The organism is Polaromonas sp. YR568, from assembly GCF_943372955.1.
Classification (GTDB): domain Bacteria; phylum Pseudomonadota; class Gammaproteobacteria; order Burkholderiales; family Burkholderiaceae_C; genus Polaromonas.
Map to the genome: position 1 here is coordinate 113,406 of NZ_CALSAL010000004.1, position 18,902 is coordinate 132,307.

Consider the following 18,902-nt stretch of genomic DNA (forward strand, 5'->3'; position numbering starts at 1 on the left):
TGCCGGTTGCGGTGGGTTGCGTCATAAGTGATCAATATTGTCAAAAAAGTCCTTATAAATCAAATGCTTATAAGAATTACGGGCGTCATAAACCGTCATAAAACGGCTAAGGCGCGGGTTTAAGGGGTAAGGTATAGAAGGCAGTCTTGCGCACGCCGTGGAGCACGATGTCGCCGCTCTTGACCATACGCTCCAGTACGGCCCCCGCCTCCCTGGGCGCCAGCTGGCACAAGTCAGCGACTTCTTGCCGACGTATTTGCCCATGCTCGCGCAGATAGTTCTTGATCATTTGCACGCGCTGAATGGGCTCAAAAGCTGCTTGCCGCACATATTCGGCTTTTTGACCCAGGTCGCGATAGACGGAAGGACTCAGAGTGAACTGGCGGCTGCGCCCGCTGCTGTGGGCGCGAACCAAGCCGCTCTCAACCAGCGACTCCATCAATCTGGATGTGTGTGTTGGGCTGGTTTGTAATTTGCCGGCCAAGTCAGCCGCACTGAGGCGCCTTGCCTCGCGCAAGGCCGTGAGCACCAGCAAGGCCTCCACCGGTAGCGCACCACTCTGCCGCGCTTCCTCATGGAGGACCATGCGAACAAAGGCCAAATCCGCGGGCTCGGTACTGATGCTGAGCTTGACCAAATCTGGCATGGACTGCGAATAGTCCGGCGCAGGACGGCCAAACCGAAGCATGCCGGTGTAGATCAGGTCGACACCGCGGCCCGTACGATCCACCAGGCCCAGGCGCTTGAAGGCATCGGCCAGCGCAGGGTTGCGAGGGCGCGGCTCGGTGGTGAGCAGGTTGTCCAGACGAACGCCCTCTACAAAGCCACCTGGGTTGCTGATGATGAGGTCGTTGCTTTGCCAACATACGCGCACTGGGCCACGGCGCGCGTAGTCGCGATGCACCAGAGCGTTGTTGATAGCCTCACGAAGGGCGTCTACGTCGACGCGCGCGATACCGATACGAAATAGGCCTTCATTGAATTCCTGCTCGGTGTTGACGCCGCGCGACAGCAAGTCGAGCCACTCCACTACTTCGATCAGCGCCGCGCGCGAGCCTTCGTTGACCTTTACACGCATGCCGTCCATGACCTGAAACAGCACCTCATGCGTGGGGACAAGCCGTCGCAAGCTGTCGGTACGGCCGATCAGCAGCAGACCTAGCAGGGTGGGCACGCGCTGCCCTGCGCGCGTGACGGTCAGCGACAAAGCACCGTCGAGCTGCTCGTCAGTCAGCCCCACCAGCGACTTATCACTGCGCGGGTTGTTCGCAATAACGGAGCGCAGGCGTTCACGTTGCAGCGTGTCAAAGTCAGCCAGTGTGGCGCTAGGGATCGCTTCGGCCGACATGTCGAGCATCTGAAAATCTGCACGACGACTCGCATATTCGCTTGGAAGGAAGGGCACGCACTCGGGCTGGCCATTGCCGCCAATGCGGCGGCGTTTAACCAAGCCGTCAGACCGGGCAACTATGTCCGGGCTCTGCGGGACCGTGATCATGGCAATGCGCAGGGAACTGGCCTGCAGTGTCCTGACTTGAACCTCCAGTCTTGGCATGGTACGGTTGGCGACCAGCGCAGCCAATCCCGAAATATCTGCTGGGCGCCTGGGGTGCAGACCAGTCACGGACGCGTCGTTTTCCACGCCCAGATAAAGAGCTCCACCTTTTGTGTTGGCCAAGCAGATCAACGCCTCAACCAAATCGTCGTCGTTCAGGCAATCGCGGTCGCTCTTAAATTCGACTTCAAGTGTTTCGCGTGTTGGCAAGTCTTCCAGACTCATGGCATTGTTCCGGCAACCAGCCCCATGGAGCACACCACACGGGGCTCCCGCAGCGCGGCGTCATCCTCTGCATAGGTCAAACGATTCTCTTCTCGCAGGGACTTCACTGCTTCAGCCAATTCCTCGTCATTCACGCCGCTACGCATCAAGCGGTTGAGCACGTCGCCCGCAGATTCGAGCAAAGGGCGCTGGTACATGTCGTCCAGTGCGCGCTCCAGCTCTTCGTCGCGGAACAGCGTTGTCATTTGCTCGGTGGCGTACGCCTTAAGCTTCTCATAGGCACGCCTACGCGGGCTGCTCGGACGGCCCAGTCCGCCACCCATGGCTTTGTCTTGACTCACTGCCAGTTTCAGGCCTTCGGCCACCAGATCGTGGTGGTTCTCAAGCCTTGGCATGGCTGGTGTTTCGGGCAGACACTCAGCCGCCCGCAGCACGGCAAATTGCGATTCAGTGACTGTCTTGCCGTTGGCGCCGACCCAAGCGAGGTGGTCATTGCCCTCGGGTGACTTGACGTAAACGAGCGCACCGCCATCGGCGGCACGTGCGTCACCCAGCGCTTCGACGAGCTCAGCGCGAACGGTGGTCATGGCCTTTGCTGAATACACAACCGGCGGTAGCGATTCAACCGCACGGGCTAGATCTGAGTTGTCTTGCGTGGCTTGCTTCCACACTTGCCACGCGTAAGAAGCGAGATCCACCTCGTCGTCAGAGTCGTCCAGAACGCCTTGCTTTTCGGTATACAGATCGCGGATGGAGGCGGCATCTTCGTCTTCAAAGAAAGCCTCATCTGTGCCCACGACTTCAGCGTTTTCCTGCAGGCGTTGGCGAATACGTGAGCGCAGCTGGATGAGGCGCTCCACACCGTCTGCTGGCAAAAATGAATAGCAATGAATCTCTTCCGCGCGCTGCCCAATTCGGTCCACCCGGCCCGCGCGCTGGATCAGGCGGATGATGGCCCAGGGCAAGTCAAAGTTCACCACCACGCTGCTGTCCTGCAGGTTTTGGCCTTCAGACAGCACGTCGGTACAAATAAGCACGCGCACTTCTTCCGCTTTGGTCACCGTTTTGTTGTTGGACTTGGGTGAGAAGCGGCACGCCAAGGCATAGGGGTCCATGCTGGCGCCAGTGGCCACTGCTACGTGCGCTACGCCTGCGTTCCGCACCTCTCTGGCCAGGTAACGCGCGGTATCGGCGAACTGCGTGAAGATCAGTACCTTTTCCTTGCCATGGGTCTGCGTCAGCAGAGTGCGCAGGGCTGCCAGCTTCTGGTCATGCGCTGGGTCCCATTTGCCTTGGCTGTGCAGCAGCTCTCTCAGTGTTTGGGTGTCTTGTGCCAGGTCTTCGGCCAGCTTGGCCCGGAAGAGGCTGGGCCGTAGCCACTTGAAGCGGCGTTTGTAGTCGGTAGCGTACTGGTGGTACACCGCTTTGGCGCGGGCCAGAGTGTCGGGGACGTTGTCCTCCTCCGCCACAGCCTCCACCAAGCCGTCCATCAGGTCTTCCTGGTCGCCTTCCAGTCCGTCGGCGTCTTCGTCAATGTGCTCCACATCCAGCAAGCCCGCGTCCAGCACGCCTACCGGCAAGTCGAGCCCGTTCTCTATGGCATACATATAAATCTGGTTCCGCAGGATATGTCGGTCAATCGACTGAAGGAACGAGAAGCCGTTGGACTCCAGCCGCTTGAACAGGTTGGTGCGGCAAAAGCCCATCAGCCGCTTGCCGGCGCGGCCCAGGTTTTCTATTTGTTTGCGTTCAGTGGGAGTGGCTGATTTTTCAGCCACTGGATCCACATACAAACCCAGGCCATAGCGGGGCACATGCAGGGCGTTGATTTGATCCACCACGTGAGGCGAATAGAGACGGGCGTATCGATCAGCCGGGTCCGCATCATTGACCGGGAAGGCGACTGATTTGGGCTTGCGCACCGGAAAGTAACGCTTCTCGCCGTCGTTGCCCGCAATAAAGCGACGACCATTCTTATCCGCCTTTGTGTAATGCTGGATGATGAAGCTGCGGGTACGCCGCACCATGTAAAGGCGAATCAACTCGCGCCAGTCGTCAAACTCGTCACTTTTCTCGATGGCCAAGATGGAGTTGACCCTGCACTGGTGTTTGCGCTCAAACTCTGCTTCGCCCATACCTTGCTTGCGCATGAAGTGCTCGGGGCGAATGCCAATGTTGGCCTTCTCGTCAATAAAAAGGCGTAGCTGTGACGATAGGTCCGTCTTGGTTTTGTTGTAAGGCGTGGCCGTCAGCAAGATGACCTTGGCATCGCAACTTTTTATGTAGTCGGAAATAGCTTTGTAACGCCGGCCCTCGCGGTTACGCAGGTTATGACTTTCGTCGATCAATACCAGCCGGTAACGTTTGAGGTCTGGCAGCTTTTTGGTGACCTGTGACACGGGTAGCACCATACCGCGCAGGCCGTACTCGGTTCGGTAGCGTTCCCACATTGGCTCCAGATTTTTGGGGCAGATGATGAGTGTCTCGTAGCCCAGGTCGTCTTCAAACATACGGGCTAGCGCGGTGGCCATCATGGTTTTTCCGAGACCCACAACGTCACCAATCATCACGCCACCTCGGCGGTGTAAATGACGTGCTGCAATCTTCACGGCGCTTTTCTGAAATTCAAACAGCTCTTGTTCAAACCGCGCGGGCAAGCGAAACTGGCTCAGGCCAGCACGCGCCTCTGTGCTCAAGTGGTACGCGATGTTCAGATAGATGTGATACGGCGGTATGGCATCTTCACGTGCCCAACTGGTTTCAATAATGGCCGCCAAGTCGGCAGAGACGTCCAAGGCCCAACGGTCAGCCCAGCGCGCGTCGAACCACTGCGAGAGCTTTTGGGTGCCAAGGTGGTCCAGCACGTCGACATTCAGCTCGCCATGGCGCGATAGACCAGACAGTGTGAGGTTACTGCTGCCAACAAACCCGGTGATGGGGTTGTTCACGTCGTCGCGAAACAGCAGGTATAGCTTGGCGTGTAGTGGATACGGAAGGAACAGCTTGACGATGACCTGCCCTGCCCGCAACTGCCGAGCCAGGCGGCGTAGCCCGGCCTCATCCTGACCAGTGGGGATGCCCAAGGTGATCTGCTCACGCAGGTGGGCTGCAAACTGGGTTTTAAGCCGACTGGCAGTAGCGTTATCAATCAGTACGCCATCTTCAGTCTGGCGATAGAGCTCGCGGATTTCTTCATAGGGTGGGCGCTGCATACCCACGAGCACGCGGCACACCTGACCCGCAGCCGGGTCCCACGGGTTAACTTGATCGTCAATGGCTTGCCAACCGCGCAGGTTAAGGTAACCCACGCAAAAATCAGCCCGCTTGGAAACCTGCATCGTGGCGCGCAGCGCCGAAAGCAGGTCTTGGTCGATATTGTCGAAAATGCGCGCCATTTACCCTCAGGGGAAGTGTTTGTCTGCTTGTAACACTATTTTTACACTGCGATCTGCCCGTGGTCGCAGGTAAACGCGTCGATGTGCAGAGTGCCGATAAGTTAACAAGTGTTGCCACCCAGTTTTCTGAGATTGGGGTCATAGGTCATTCCGATTCGAGCAAGGCCCCTGCGATTCGCCGCATACAGTCTTGAGCACCGTGCGAGCTACTCAGTACTCGGGTTAACCCGAGATGTGTGAAGCTGCAACCAACCGAAACACTTTGAAATTAATAAGTGTGCTGCATAGTCATCGGCTTAACCTATCTCTTGATACGTATTCAGAGGTGCCGCCCCATGTCCCGCTGGTCTGGCCCGCCTGATTTCCACTCCACGCCATGTAATGCCCCGTAACTTTTCACTGTGTCCGGATCATTCTGCGTCCCACCTGGCTACCGGGTTGGGCCTGCAGGTGCGGCCGTGATGCCACAACCCTGACGGAGCCCCGATGGCCGCGCGACCTGAAGTATTTGTCAAATGCCTGCAGCAGGCCGCAACGGCGGCTGGCCCGGCCATGCAGCGCAGTCTGGATGATGCGGTGGCAGCCATTCAGTTCGCCGAGTCGATGAGCCCGCAGGGCGCTGAGCGCGAGCAGCTCGGTCTGGCGTGGCGCGGCCTGATGACCCATCAGCCCGCGTGGTGCGCGCGTTACCCGGAGCGCCTGCAGGCCCTGTTTGCGGCCAGTGCCGCTGTCGACGGCATGGACGGCGATGCGATGGTCGCTGGCGAGCTGTCGCCTTACGGTGAGTGGCGACCTGCGCGGCCTGCGTCGCTGTCTCTGGTGGACGATGCCGATGTCTCGCGGGCCATCGAATCCTCGCGTCTGGCGCAGCAGGTGCGGCCGGCCGTTGAAACCCTGCTGGCCGAGCTCGACAAACTGATGAGCTCGGTGCGTGGGCTGTCGAGTGTGCGGCCCGACATGAATCCGCTGCAGCCCGAGGTGTTTGTTCGCGCGCTGCAGGAGCTGATGGGCGAGGCGGGTGCCGATCCGGCGCTGGTGGCGCTGTGGGTGCGGCATCTGGGCGATCCGTTCGGGCGCGAGCTGGGGCTGGTGTACGAGCAACTCATCAACCTGCTGGAGATGTCCAACGTGCGTGGGGCCAGCTACCGCGTGACGTCCAAGGCGCCTTCCGGGCAAGCCGCCGTGTCGGCCGTGAACCGCCAGCCGGCCCCGGCGGAAGCCCAGCCCAGTGGCTGGCATGAGGAGGGCGTGTTCTCGTCCGGCCCCGCTCCGCTGGAGGCGACACCGCAACCGGTGCAGTATGCCGACCTGTCCAACTTCGAAATCCGCGAGGAGCTGTTTCAGGAGTTTCTTTTCAACGGCGGCAAGCAGGCGGCGGCCCGTCCTTTGGCACCCACCTATTACGACAACGTCGAGGAAGAGCTGAAGAGCCTGAAGGCGGCGCCGGATTCTGCGCCTGCACCGCTGATGGACTTGCCGGCACCCACGGTGCGTCAGGACGCCGCGCTGCCCGGCAGCGCGCCCCGCGCCCGCGTGGACGAGCGAACCCAGCTCAACCAGCAGGTCTGGGGCCCGTACGGCCGGGCCCGTGAACGCGCGATGGTGCGCACCCAGCTCAAGAAGGAAGCGCAGCACGTCGATCAGGTGCTGGGGCTGGAGGTGGTGCGCAAGGTGGTCGGCCAGGTGGCACAGGACCCACGCCTGCTGGTGCCAGTGCGCGAGGCGATTGTGGCGCTGGAGCCTTCGCTGCTGCGCCTGGCCATGGTGGACCCGCGCTTTTTCAGCGACGAGCGGCATGCCGGCCGGCGCTTGCTGGAACGCGTGGCGCAGCGCAGCTTCAAGTACAACGACACATCGAACGCCGAGTTCCGCACTTTCCTCGTGCAGGTCACGCAGACCTTCAAGACGCTCAACGAGCAGGACATCGAGGACTTCGTGCCCTTTGTCGATGCCATGACCGAGTTGGACCAGCACTGGACCGAGCTCGACAAGCGCGATTCGCAGCAACGCGACCACATCGTCAAGACCATGCGCTTTGCCGAAGACCGGCAGTTGCTGGCCGACCGCATCGCCAAGGGGCTGAGCGAGCGCTCTGATCTCGAGAAGGTGCACCGGCTGGTGCTGGAGTTCATCCTCGGCCCGTGGGCGCTGGTGATGGCCCATGCCCGGCTCACCGACACCCGCAACCAGATCGACCCCAGGGGCTTCGGCTCCGTGGTGCCCGATCTGGTGTGGAGCGTCAAGCGCGAGGTCACGCTGCGCCGGCCTTCCAAACTGTTCGCCATGATTCCGGGCTTGCTGGCGCGGATCAATGAAGGACTGACGCTGATTGGCCAGGACCCGCGCGAAAGCGACGCCTTCTTCGAAGCCCTGATGAAGCTGCACCGCCCGGTGCTCAAGCTGCGGCGCCTCAAGACCCGGCGCGACGCCGAGGCCTCGGGCTTGAGCCCGCTGGAAGGCGACGCATCGGCAGGCGACCCGGACGATTCGTACGACTACCTCGACGGCGAGCAGCTGTACGACCCGGAAAGCGACGACCTGGGAGACACCGAGCAGGAAGACTATGTCGACTCCCGCCAGCTGCTGGTGGAAGACGCCGAAGGCCTGCCCTGGATGGGGCGCGACGAGTTGCATGCCGCCGGCTTTGAAGACACGGTACAGACCGACTACGGCGAACTGCATGGCGAGCTCCCTGCCGAGACGCAGGACCCGATGGCCCGTCAGCCTGCACGGGCTGCAACAGGGGCTACCGCGTCCGCGCTGCCGCCCGACGATGAGCCTGCGCTGACACCCGAGCAAGCCGAGCAGCTGCTCAGGGGCCTGCGCACCGGCGGCTGGGTGGATCTGCATTCGCGCCGGCAGTGGCTGCGGGCGCAGCTGATCTGGGTCGGCAGCAAGGGCACGCTCTTCATGTTCCTGAGCCACGGCGGGCAACCGCATTCGATGACCAAGCGCAGCTGCGAACGGCTGATCCGCGAGCGCCTGCTGCGGCCGGTGGACACCCACGGCGTGGTCGATCAGGCACTGGATGCAGTGGTGTCCGAACTCGCGGGTGGCGAAGGCGATCACGGCGCAGGCGCTGATGCCGCACGTTTGCGTGCTGCGATGAACGCCGAGTCTGCTGCAGCCTGACTCAGTGATTGCCTTGCGCGGCCTGGCCTCAGCGGCAAGTCGCGAACTTGATCAAGCCTGCCAGACCCCATAGCCTGCTTCACGCAGGCCAATGCCCAGCTCCACTTCCATGTCGCGCGCGGCGTCGTACGGCATCGGGTTGTACATGGTGTACAGCCGGGGCAGCAGGCGCAGGCCGAAGTCGCGCACAAAGCGGTTCGACTGAATCCCGGCCTTGTGCTTGTCAAAGCGCAGGTCCACGTCCAGCCCGGTCATGCCCACGTACACAAAGGGCCTGCCCAATTGATAGTCGGGGTTGGCACGCCTAAAGCGCGCCACGTCCCAGACCTCCGGCGCCAGCTCAATGACATAGACGCTGTAGTGGTGACTTCGCGGTGTTCCCGGTGGACGGGGTGAGCGGGGTGTGCGCGGCATGTGGACGGCAGTGTAAAACTGTCAGCCATTCTGACGCGCCGCTACGACCGCCAGTTGTCCGCGCTGACCACCAGGTGGATGAAGTGCAGCTTGGCGATCACGTCCCGTGGCAGCACAAACGGATAGAAGTCAGGCTGCCCCATGCTGCGCGACATTTCGTTGAGCATGGTGGTCAGGCGCGTCCAGTGGTTCAGGAAGTCGAGGAACTGCGGTGCGGTGGCGTGGTCGGGCTGGTACAGCGCATCCAGCGTGAAGGGCGTGAATTCGAGGTCAAAGCGGTCCACGCTCAAGCCGAAGCTCAGGGCCGTGTCGATGGCGTCCCGCATGTGCAGGTAGTGGGCCCAGCACTCGGCCCAGTCTTCCCAGGGGTGAGCACTGGCGTAGGCGCTGACAAAGCGCTGCGGCCAGTCGGGCGCCGGGCCTTCGTCGTAATTGCGCTGCAGGCTGCGCGCGTAGTCGATGGACTCGTCACCGAACAGCGCGCGAAAGCCCTCCACCCAGTGGGTACCGGAGATCAGGCGGTCCCAGTAGTAGTGACCGACCTCGTGGCGGAAATGCCCGAGCAGCGTGCGGTAAGGCTCGCGCAGGGCCATGCGCACCGCTTCGCGCTTGGCGTCATCGGCCTCGTCCACATTCAGCGTGATGAGGCCGGTGTCGTGCCCGGTCATCACATGCGGACCGTTCACCGGCGAGCGCAGGAAGTCGAACATCAGGCCGCGATGCGGGTCTTCGCTCAGGCGCGAGGCCACCGGCAGGCCCAGCAGGATCAGCGACGACACCAACCGGCGCTTGGCCAGTTCCACCAGCCCCCAGAGGTAGCCGTTGTCGGGCTCTGACGGGTCGGTGAGATCGGGAATGGTGCGGTTCAGCCGGCAGGCGCGGCACATGTCGTGCGGATCATCGTTTGCCATCAGCCAGTTGCAGGATGCTGGCGTGGAGAGATTGAGGCAGCGCCGGTACAGCGGCTCACCCGATTCCACGTCCAGCGCCGATGGCCCTTGCGACTGTGATTGCCACGCCGAGGGCGCCATGCCGTCCTGTCCGTGGGCGTTGTCGGAGCCGGCGGTACTGGCCGTGATGCCGATGTTGTTGGTGCTATCGGTGGCCGGAGCAGACTCCTGACCCGGAATCTGCTCCAGCGCGGGCGGGTGTGGGTCATCCGGCGGGGCGTTAAGCGGGGCGCCGCTGGCCTGCCAAGCCTGCCAGGTGCCAGGCTGCGGCCCTGGCATCAGCGGCAGCAACAGACCACGCTCGCAGTCATAGCCCAGCGGCGTGTTGCAGGCGAGGCACTTGCTGTTGCGGAAGAACACCGGCTGCCCGCACTGGCAGTGGTAGTTGCGCCCGGCCAGCAGCGGCAGGGTCTGGTCCGCCGGGCGGGCTGTGGAGGGTTGGAGCAGGAAAGACAAGGGTGGTGCCTGTGGCGGTGCCGCAGCGCGCGGTGGTGAGGCTGACGGCGGGTGACAGCTCTGTTGAAGTGCGGGTAATAGCGCCGGTGGAGCGCGGGCATCATGCCGGCACCCGTGAGGAAACTCGTGCCAGCAGTGTCTCACGCCCCGCAGAAAGGGCTGCTGCGAACGCACCCTGTCGTGCTGTCAGTGCAGACCGACAGACGATTCACAGCCTTTTCCGCTGAAGTCGGTGCACCAGGCGCACGAGCTTTTATCATCGACCTGTCTGTTAACCGATTCACCGAGGAGCACCCATGCCCACTTACCACGTCGAAATGATGGAAGGCCGCACCGTCGAGCAGAAGAAAAAGCTCGTCGAGGCCATCACCCGCGTCAGCGTCGAAATTCTGGGTGGCCAGCCGGAGTCGGTTGACATCCTGATCACCGACATCAAGCGCGAGAACTGGGCCACCGGCGGCAAGCTCTGGTCCGAGCCACGGGACTGAGCCAGCCCATGACGCTGCCCCCGCTGACAGCCCTGCAGAAAAAGGCCGCCTGACATGTGCCAGTTGCTGGGCATGAGCTGTAACACGCCGACCGATGTGACTTTCAGTTTCAGCGGCTTCGCGCAGCGTGGCGGACGGACTGACCACCACAGCGACGGCTGGGGCATTGCGTTTTTCGAGAATGCGCCCGGCTCGGACTTGGGCGGTGGAGATCGCGGACTGCGCCATTTTGTCGACCACCTGCCGGCCTGCGAGTCGCCGGTGGCGGAGCTGATCCGCCGCTACCCGATCAAGAGCCGGCATGTGATTGCCCACATCCGCAAGGCGACCCAGGGCAGCGTGGCGTTGGAGAACTGCCACCCCTTTGTGCGCGAGCTGTGGGGCCGCTACTGGGTGTTCGCGCACAACGGCGACCTGAAAGACTTCGCACCGCGGTTGCATGGCAGCTTCCGCCCGGTGGGCAACACCGACAGCGAGCGCGCCTTTTGCTGGATCATGCAGGAACTGGCCAAGTCGCATGCCGATGTGCCCAGTGTGGAAGAACTGAGCATCACGCTGCGCGAGCTGGCACCGCAGATCGCGCGCCACGGCACCTTCAACTTTTTGCTCAGCAATGGCCAGGCTTTGTGGGCCCATGCGTCCACCCACCTCTGCTACGTCGAACGGCGCCACCCGTTCGCGCATGCCACGCTGAGCGATGAGGACGTGAGTGTGAACTTCGCCGAGCACACCGATCCATCAGACCGTGTGGCAGTGGTGGTGACTGCACCGCTGACCACCAATGAGCAGTGGACGTCTTTCGTGCCGGGGGAACTTAAAGTGTTTGTGGACGGTGCGCTGGCGAATGCTTGAGGGGCCTGGTGGCCTCGGCGCTAGATGCTCAGCGCTTCTTCCAGTGCATTGATGAACAGCGCCGCCACATCGCAACCGGTCTGGTCAAAGATTTCCTGAAAGCAGGTTGGGCTGGTGACATTGATCTCGGTCACGCAGTCGCCAATCACGTCGATGCCAGCCAGCAGCAGGCCGCGCGCCGCCAATATCGGGCCGATGGCCTCGGCGATCTCGCGGTCGCGTGCCGACAGCGGCTGCGCCACGCCCTTGCCACCGGCTGCCAGATTGCCGCGCACCTCGCCGCCCTGCGGAATACGCGCCAGGCACTGCGGCACTGGCTTGCCGCCAATCACCAGCACGCGCTTGTCGCCGTGAACGATCTCGGGCAGGAACTTCTGCACCATCACGCTTTGCGCGCCGTCCTTGTTGAGGGTTTCGATGATGCTGCCGAGGTTGAGACCGTCTTCCTTCACCCGGAAGATGCCCATGCCGCCCATGCCGTCGAGCGGCTTGAGGATGATGTCCTTGTGCTCGGCATGAAAGCGCTTGATGTCGCTCGCGTCACGCGTCACCAGCGTCGGGCCGATGAACTGCGGAAACTCCATGATGGCGAGCTTTTCCGGGTGGTCGCGCAGCGCCCGGGGCTTGTTGAAGACACGCGCGCCTTCGCGTTCGGCCTGCTCCAGCAGGTGGGTGCTGTAGAAGTATTCGCTGTCAAAGGGCGGGTCCTTGCGCATCACCACGCAGCCGAAGTCCTTCAGCGCTTGCGGCCGTTCGTCAGGGTAGTGTTGCGCGGCGGTGAACCACACGTCGGCATCGCACGTCAGCGTGATGTCGCGCACAAAGGCTGTGACCACGCCGCCGCGCTGCCAGGTGATGTCTTTCACCTCGCAGGCGCTGATGCGGTGGCCGCGCCGCTGCGCCTCGCGCATCATGGCAAAGGTGGTGTCCTTGTAGATCTTGAAGGACTCCAGCGGATCGGCAACAAACAGGATGTGCATGGCAGTTGGGTGAAAGCTGCGGGCCAAGCCGCAGCGGGTTGAAAGAGTAAGCGCAGTCGCTCAGCAATACAGGGTGAGCGAATGTCAGCGAGGCGCTGCGGACGAGGTCTTTCCGTATTGTTGTACAAACAGCGCGATCGCGCCGGCGACCACGCCCCAGAAGGCCGAGCCCACGCCGGCAATCACCACGCCCGAGAGCGTGACCAAAAAAGTGATCAGCGCCGCCTCGCGGTGGTCTTCGTCCTTGACCGCTGCCGCCAGTCCGCCGCCAATCGTGCCCAGCAGGGCCAGGCCCGCAATCGCCACCACCAGCTCTTTCGGGAAAGCGGTGAGCAGGCCGGTCACGGCGGCCCCCAGAATGCCGATGACGATGTAGATCAGGCCGCACAACGCCGCAGCGGTGTAGCGCTTGCGCGGGTCTTCATGCGCTTCCTCGCCCATGCAGATGGCGGCGGTGATGGCGCTCAGGTTCAGCGCGAAGGCGCCAAAGGGTGCCAGCACCAGTGTGGCCAGACCCGTGAGCGTGATGACTTTGGAAATCGGAATACCGCCGTCCGCTGCATCCGGCCCATAGCCGGCTGCGCGAATGGCCGCCACGCCGGGCAGGTTCTGCGAGGCCATGGTCACCACAAACAGCGGAATCGCCAGACTCACTACTGCCGCCATGCTGAACTGCGGCATCACAAACACTGGCATGGCGAGCGAGAAATTCACCTCGGACCAGGCCAGCTGCCCGCGCGCTGCGGCGAACACGATGGCGCCGAGCAGCGTGAGCACTACCGCGTAGCGCGGCATCAGGCGCTTACCCACCAGATAAATTGCCAGCATCAACAACACCAGTGGCAGGGCAGTTTGCGCCGCCGCAAAAGCCTGCAGGCCAAAGCGAGCCAGCACACCGGCCAGCAAGGCCGACGCAATCGCCACCGGGATGCGGTTCATGACTTTCTCGAACCAGCCGGTGATACCGAAGAGCGTGATCAGCAGCGCGCTGACCATGAAGGCGGCCACCGCCTCGCCCATCGAGAAGCCGCCCGCCAGCCCGGCCGTGGCCAGCACCGCCGCGCCGGGTGTGGACCAGGCCACCATCACCGGCTTCTTCAGCCAGAGCGAAGGCACCAGCGAGCACAACCCCATGCCGAGGCCAAGCGCCCACATCCACGACGAGATCTGCTCTGGCGTGGCGTTGAAGGCCTGCGCCGCCTGGAACACGATAGCCACCGAGCTGGTGAAGCCGACCAGAACGGCCACGAATCCTGCAGTGAACGCAGCGATATTCAGGTCTTTGAAAAATGACATGGCAAAGCGCTGGCGAGGCGATGGTGGGATGAAGGCGCGTCAGATGAACTGGGCAATCGCGCTGGCCACAAAGCTCAGCAGGATGGTGGTGGTGACCGGCAGAAACCACTCGCGCCCAAACAGCCGGAAGCGCAAATCCCCCGGCAATTTGCCGAAGCCCAGTTTCTGAAGCAGCGGGGTGAACCAGCTGATGAAGACTAGGGCGAGGAAGATGACGATGAACCAGCGGATCATCTGGGGAGTTTAGCCGGGGATGTGAGCCCCCACGGTCGTTCGCTTCGCGTAACTACCTGCCCCCGAGGGGGCCGTCCGCCTGTGGCCCGGCGAAGCCGGTTCCGCGGCTCCGCTGGGTTGCGGAGTTCTTTGGGCACTATCCGCAGTGAGCTTGGACGGGTCTGTTACAGGGTATGGGTGCGGTCGCCGGCGCAAAACCCCAAGGGTTCCCAGGCAAGGCTGTCCTTGGCTCCAAATGCGATGACCTTGAACAGCTCGCCCATCTCGTGTTCGTTGATCAGCTTTTGCACCATGCTGCGCTCTGCCGGGCTAGCGCCTTCCATGCCGTCGACCACACCGCAGTTGAGCAAAAACCGTCCCTGGCTGGTGTAGCCCAGCACCTGCAGGCTGGCCTCCTGCGCTGCGAGCGCGATGCCGGTGAAGTTGACGTGGGCGGTGATGTCTTTCAGGCCCACATCGGCCAGCGGGTCGGCATCGGACTGGTGGGCGCGGTGGCACATCACGGTGCCCATGTGGCGCTGCGGGTGGTAGTACTCGGCTTCGGGGAAGCCGTAGTCGATGAACAGGGCGGCGCCTTGCACCAGACGGTCGGCCAGCGTGCGCACAAAGCCTTCGGCCTCGGGGTGAATTTCGGTCAGGTAATCGTGGTCGCTGTCGATCTCCACTGGCGGCCGCAGGGGGGTGGGCTGGTCGGCCCAGGTGAATCGGCCGTCGTGCAGCGCTACGCCGCGCTCGTGCCATTGGCCCCCCAGCCGCACCAGCAGCTTGACCGGCATCGCATCAAGCACCTCATTGCCCAGCACCACGCCGCGCATCTGCGCAGGCAGCTCGCTCACCCACTGCACCCGGTCGCCATAAGCGGCCAGAAGCTCGCGCTGGCGGGCCTGCAGGCTGCCTGAGAGATCGACGATGGTGTAGCGCTGCACCTGCTCGCCCAGGGCCGCCAGCACTTGCTGCGCCAGTGCGCCGGAGCCGGCGCCGAATTCCCAGACCTCATGGGTCCCGGTGGCCTGCAGCGCCTGACCGACCTGGCGAGCCAGCGTCTGGCCGAAGCGGGGCGATAGCTCGGGGGCGGTCACGAAATCGCTGCCGCCCGAGGGCATCAGGCCGAACTTGCGCGAGTCATTAGCGTAGTAGCCAAGACTGGGGCTGTAGAGTGCCAGTGCCATGAAACGGTCAAAGCCGAGCCAGCCACCTGCGTCGGTGATGGCGTCGGCAATCACCTCGATGAGGCGCTGATCGGGGTCGGCCGGTAAAATGGGGCTTTGGCTGGTTGGGCTCATCCGTTGGGGGCTGGGTCGTGTTGTCGGAGTGATCGTCGGAGTGGGGGCCGGGCCTGCAGTGCATCCAGCCTTGCCTTGCCGTGACGCGGTGCTCCAATTGTCGGCCATCCTCCCCGCGCCTGATTCCCCGCATTCTCTGCGCTCTCCGCATTACCGCCACATTCCAATGACCGTGCCTTCCTCACTGCCTGTTGTTCTCGTCACCGGTGCCGCCAAACGGCTCGGCCGCGAGATCGCGCTCGCGTTGGCCTCTGGCGGCTGGCAGGTGGCGGTGCACTACCGCAGCTCGCGCGACGATGCGCTGGTGACCGCTGAAGACTGCGCGCGTGTGGCCTCCGCCAAAGCCGGTAGGGCAGTCGAGCCGCTGGTGCTGGAGGCCGATCTGGCCGATGAAAGCGCGGTGCGCGCGCTGGTGCCGTCGGTGGTGGCGCGCTGCGGCCGGCTCGATGCGGTGGTCAACAGCGCCTCCACCTTTGAACATGACAGCGCAGCCAGCTTCAGTTTTGCCGCACTCGACAAGCACCTGCACAGCAACACCGGCGCGGCCGTGCTGCTGGCGCAGGCCCTGCACGCACACGTCGCTGCGCGCGGCGCCACCGGTGCAGTGGTGAACCTGCTGGACCAGAAGCTCTGGAACCAGAACCCCGATTTTTTCAGCTACACCCTCTCCAAGGCCGCATTGGAAGCCGCCGGCACCATGCTGGCGCTGGCGCTGGCGCCTGCGGTGCGGGTGGTGGGTGTGGCGCCGGGGCTCACGCTGACCAGCCACATGCTCAGCGACGAGAAGTTCGAAGCCCTGCACACGCTGTCGCCGCTGGGGCGCTCGTCCACACCGGCCGATGTGGCGGCCACGGTGAAGTTCGCGCTGGAGAACCAGTCGATCACCGGCACCACGCTGCTGGTTGATGGGGGCCAGCACCTGATGAAGTTCGAGCGCGACTTCTCGCTGATGTAGGCCCGGATCGCAAGCCCCGGCCATCCACCGAAACATCCACTGACAGGCTGAGACCATGTTCAATTCCCGAGGCACACAAATCCTCACGCTCACCGGCTTGCGTTTTGACGCGAACCTCGGCATTCTGGAGCACGAGAAAGCCGCCCCGCAGCCGATTCAGGTGGACGCCGAGCTGAACCAGGGCACCCAGCCGCTGCTGCCGCACGACGACGACATCAACCACGTGCTGGACTACCGCAAGGTGCGCCAGATCATCATCAACGAATGCACCGCCGAGCATGTGAACCTGCTGGAGAGCCTGATCGGCAAGCTGGCGCACCGGCTGATGCTGCTGCCCGGCGTAGTCGGCGTGAGGGTGAAGATCGCCAAGCTGGAAATTTTTGACGACTGCGAAGTGGCGATTCGTGTCGAGACAGGACAGTGGTGAAAACCATGGGAGCAAACGACATGAGTGCAGTCTGGGATGAAGCGCTGGCCGCCCACGAGCAGGCGCAAAGCTCTGCCCGCGTGCAGAACAGCCTGAAGATCGAACGCGAGGACCACAAGCTTGAGAAACGGCTGTGCCGCGAGGTGGGCCGTGCCATCGTCGACTTCAACATGATTGAAGAAGGCGACAAGGTGATGGTGTGCGTCTCGGGCGGGAAAGACAGCTATGCCATGCTCGACATCCTGCTCAAGCTGCAAAAGCGCGCGCCCATCCACTTTGACCTGGTGGCGGTCAACCTCGACCAGAAGCAGCCCGGCTTCCCCGAGCATGTGCTGCCCGAGTACCTGGGCAAGCTCGGCGTGCCCTTCCACATCGAGAACCAGGACACCTACAGCATCGTCAAGCGCGTGATTCCCGAGGGCAAGACGCTGTGCTCGCTGTGCTCCCGCCTGCGCCGCGGCATTCTTTACCGTGTGGCGGGTGAACTGGGCTGCACCAAGGTCGCGCTGGGCCACCACCGCGACGACATGCTGCAGACCTTCTTCCTCAACATGTTCTTTGCCGCCAAGCTCAAGGGAATGCCGCCGAAGCTGGTGAGCGACGACGGCAAGAACGTGGTGATCCGCCCCATGGCCTACGTGACCGAGAAAGACCTCACCCGCTGGGCCGAGGTGCGGCAGTTCCCCATCATTCCCTGCACGCTGTGCGGCAGCCAGGAGAACCTGCAGCGCAAGCAGGTTGGCAACATGCTGCGCGAGTGGGAGAAGAAATTCCCCGGCCGGCTGGAAAACATGTTCTCCGCGCTGCAGAACATCGTGCCTTCGCACCTGATGGACAACCAGCGCCACGACTTCAAGGCGATTCGCGCCACCGGCGTGCCCGACCCGGATGGCGACAAGGCCTTTGACGCCGAAACCTTCAGCGAGCCCGCCTTGCCGGCGCGTGCAGTCATCGGGATCCAGCCGCAATGAAGCGCTGGCTCGCGCTCGCGCTGTGGTGCACCACGCTGCTGGTGATGACGGGCTGCTCCAGTGTGCGGCTGGTGGACAGCGATGTCACTGCCTTTTCGTCGTGGAAGACTTCGCCTCCGTTGCCGGGCACGACCTACCGATTTGAGCGTCTGCCATCCCAGCAGGCCTTGGGCCAGCAGCAGGATTTTGTTGAAGGTCTGTCTGGCAAGGCCTTGGCCAAGGTGGGGCTGGTGCTCAACCCGCCAGCCGCGCGCCTCAGTGTGCAGGTGGTCATCAACACCCAGATCGTTGACCGCTACCCTTACGATAGCGGCTACGGCGGCTTTGGTACGCCCGGCGTGTTCGTGGGCGGTGGCAGCCGGGGCGCATCTTTCGGCTTGTCGTTTCCGATGCGCTTCCCCGAGGCGCCATGGTTCAAGCGCGAACTGACTATCCTGATGCGCGACCTCAGCACCGGGCAGGTGATGTACGAAACCCGGGCGCTGCACGACGGCGTGTGGTCCGACACGCTGGCGGTGCTGCCCGCCATGCTGGACGCTGCGCTCACCGGCTTTCCGCAGCCGCCACCGGGCACACGGCGCATCAACATTGAAATCCCGCGTTAACTTGCGGCGCGGCATGGCATGACCGAGGCGACCCGCATCATTGCCATCCGCCACGGCGAAACCGCGTGGAACGTCGACACCCGCATCCAGGGGCATCTGGACATCCCGCTCAACGACACCGGCCGCCTGCAGGCCCAGCGCATGGCGCGCGCGCTGCAGGACGAGCCCATCACGGCGGTGTATGCAAGTGACCTGTCGCGTGCTTTTGAAACCGCGCAATGGCTGGCCAGGCCACTCGGGCTTGGCGTACAGACCGATCAAGGTCTGCGTGAGCGCAGCTTTGGCAGCTTCGAGGGCAAGACCTTTGTTGAAATCGAAGGGCTGCTGCCCGAGCAGGCCCGGCGCTGGCGCCAGCGCGACCCGGCTTTCACGCCGGATGGCGGTGAATCACTGCTTGATTTGCAGCGGCGGGTGGTGGACACCGCTGAACGGCTGGCTGCCCGCCACACCGGCGAACTGATTGCGCTGGTCGGCCATGGCGGGGTGATGGACGTGCTGTACCGCGCCGCGACCCGGCTCGACCTGCAGGCGCCGCGCACCTGGGCGCTGGGCAACACAGCCATCAACCGCCTGCTCTGGACGCCCGAGGGCTTTACCCTGGTGGGCTGGGCCGACTCACGGCATCTGGAGGGCGATGACTCCGGCGACGACCATTTCTCGGACGGTACCGGCCGTGGATAGGGG

16 protein-coding genes are annotated in these 18,902 nt (G+C 63.1%); 8 read left to right on the forward strand and 8 right to left on the reverse strand.

Features of this window, described 5'->3' with window-relative positions:
- Positions 1-106 precede the first annotated feature (106 nt).
- Positions 107-1,780 (reverse strand): crosslink repair DNA glycosylase YcaQ family protein, encoded by a 1,674-nt coding sequence (locus AAG793_RS12195; RefSeq protein WP_341908557.1) that lies wholly within the window; start codon positions 1,778-1,780, stop codon positions 107-109.
- Positions 1,777-5,175, reverse strand: coding sequence for a helicase-related protein (locus AAG793_RS12200; protein WP_341908558.1), 3,399 nt, complete (start codon positions 5,173-5,175; stop codon positions 1,777-1,779). Before AAG793_RS12200 ends, AAG793_RS12195 begins: the two co-directional genes overlap by 4 nt.
- Before the next feature lie 486 nt (positions 5,176-5,661).
- Between AAG793_RS12200 and AAG793_RS12205 the strand changes: the two genes are divergently transcribed.
- Positions 5,662-8,307, forward strand: a complete 2,646-nt coding sequence (locus AAG793_RS12205; RefSeq protein WP_341908559.1) for a DUF1631 family protein — start codon at positions 5,662-5,664, stop codon at positions 8,305-8,307.
- Positions 8,308-8,358: 51 nt separating this feature from the next.
- Here AAG793_RS12205 and AAG793_RS12210 read toward each other — a convergent pair whose 3' ends face one another.
- Entirely contained in the window at positions 8,359-8,721 is a 363-nt protein-coding gene (locus AAG793_RS12210; protein ID WP_341908560.1) for a hypothetical protein, read from the reverse strand.
- 41 nt (positions 8,722-8,762) lie between these two features.
- Complete coding sequence (locus tag AAG793_RS12215) at positions 8,763-10,118, reverse strand: putative zinc-binding metallopeptidase (protein ID WP_341908683.1); 1,356 nt, start codon at positions 10,116-10,118, stop codon at positions 8,763-8,765.
- 305 nt (positions 10,119-10,423) lie between these two features.
- On the opposite strand from AAG793_RS12215, the gene AAG793_RS12220 reads away from it, so the two are divergent.
- Positions 10,424-10,615, forward strand: coding sequence for a 4-oxalocrotonate tautomerase (locus tag AAG793_RS12220; protein ID WP_341908561.1), 192 nt, complete (start codon positions 10,424-10,426; stop codon positions 10,613-10,615).
- 54 nt (positions 10,616-10,669) lie between these two features.
- Entirely contained in the window at positions 10,670-11,467 is a 798-nt protein-coding gene (locus AAG793_RS12225) for a class II glutamine amidotransferase (protein ID WP_341908562.1), read from the forward strand.
- A gap of 20 nt (positions 11,468-11,487) precedes the next feature.
- Here AAG793_RS12225 and gshB read toward each other — a convergent pair whose 3' ends face one another.
- From gshB to AAG793_RS12245, 4 genes are all read right to left on the reverse strand, one after another.
- Entirely contained in the window at positions 11,488-12,447 is a 960-nt protein-coding gene (gshB, locus tag AAG793_RS12230) for a glutathione synthase (protein ID WP_341908563.1), read from the reverse strand.
- Between the two features lie 84 nt (positions 12,448-12,531).
- The gene (locus AAG793_RS12235) at positions 12,532-13,743 is read right to left on the reverse strand and encodes a benzoate/H(+) symporter BenE family transporter (RefSeq protein WP_341908564.1); all 1,212 of its coding nucleotides are present in this window, start codon (positions 13,741-13,743) and stop codon (positions 12,532-12,534) included.
- 39 nt (positions 13,744-13,782) lie between these two features.
- On the reverse strand, positions 13,783-13,977 hold the full coding sequence (locus tag AAG793_RS12240) for a DUF2905 domain-containing protein (RefSeq protein ID WP_341908565.1): 195 nt from the start codon (positions 13,975-13,977) through the stop codon (positions 13,783-13,785).
- Between the two features lie 164 nt (positions 13,978-14,141).
- The gene (locus AAG793_RS12245; RefSeq protein WP_341908566.1) at positions 14,142-15,260 is read right to left on the reverse strand and encodes an SAM-dependent methyltransferase; all 1,119 of its coding nucleotides are present in this window, start codon (positions 15,258-15,260) and stop codon (positions 14,142-14,144) included.
- Between the two features lie 166 nt (positions 15,261-15,426).
- On the opposite strand from AAG793_RS12245, the gene AAG793_RS12250 reads away from it, so the two are divergent.
- Genes AAG793_RS12250 through AAG793_RS12270 form a run of 5 tightly spaced genes read left to right on the forward strand, consistent with a single transcriptional unit; the run spans position 15,427 to position 18,899 of the window.
- Positions 15,427-16,215: an SDR family oxidoreductase gene (locus tag AAG793_RS12250; RefSeq protein ID WP_341908567.1), complete on the forward strand. Its 789-nt coding sequence runs from the start codon at positions 15,427-15,429 to the stop codon at positions 16,213-16,215.
- Between the two features lie 55 nt (positions 16,216-16,270).
- Positions 16,271-16,642, forward strand: coding sequence for a dihydroneopterin aldolase (locus AAG793_RS12255; RefSeq protein WP_341908568.1), 372 nt, complete (start codon positions 16,271-16,273; stop codon positions 16,640-16,642).
- 20 nt (positions 16,643-16,662) lie between these two features.
- Complete coding sequence (ttcA, locus tag AAG793_RS12260) at positions 16,663-17,613, forward strand: tRNA 2-thiocytidine(32) synthetase TtcA (protein WP_341908569.1); 951 nt, start codon at positions 16,663-16,665, stop codon at positions 17,611-17,613.
- Positions 17,610-18,218 (forward strand): DUF4136 domain-containing protein, encoded by a 609-nt coding sequence (locus tag AAG793_RS12265; protein WP_341908570.1) that lies wholly within the window; start codon positions 17,610-17,612, stop codon positions 18,216-18,218. Before ttcA ends, AAG793_RS12265 begins: the two co-directional genes overlap by 4 nt.
- An 18-nt stretch (positions 18,219-18,236) precedes the next feature.
- Positions 18,237-18,899, forward strand: coding sequence for a histidine phosphatase family protein (locus AAG793_RS12270; RefSeq protein WP_341908571.1), 663 nt, complete (start codon positions 18,237-18,239; stop codon positions 18,897-18,899).
- The last annotated feature ends 3 nt before the right edge of the window (positions 18,900-18,902 follow it).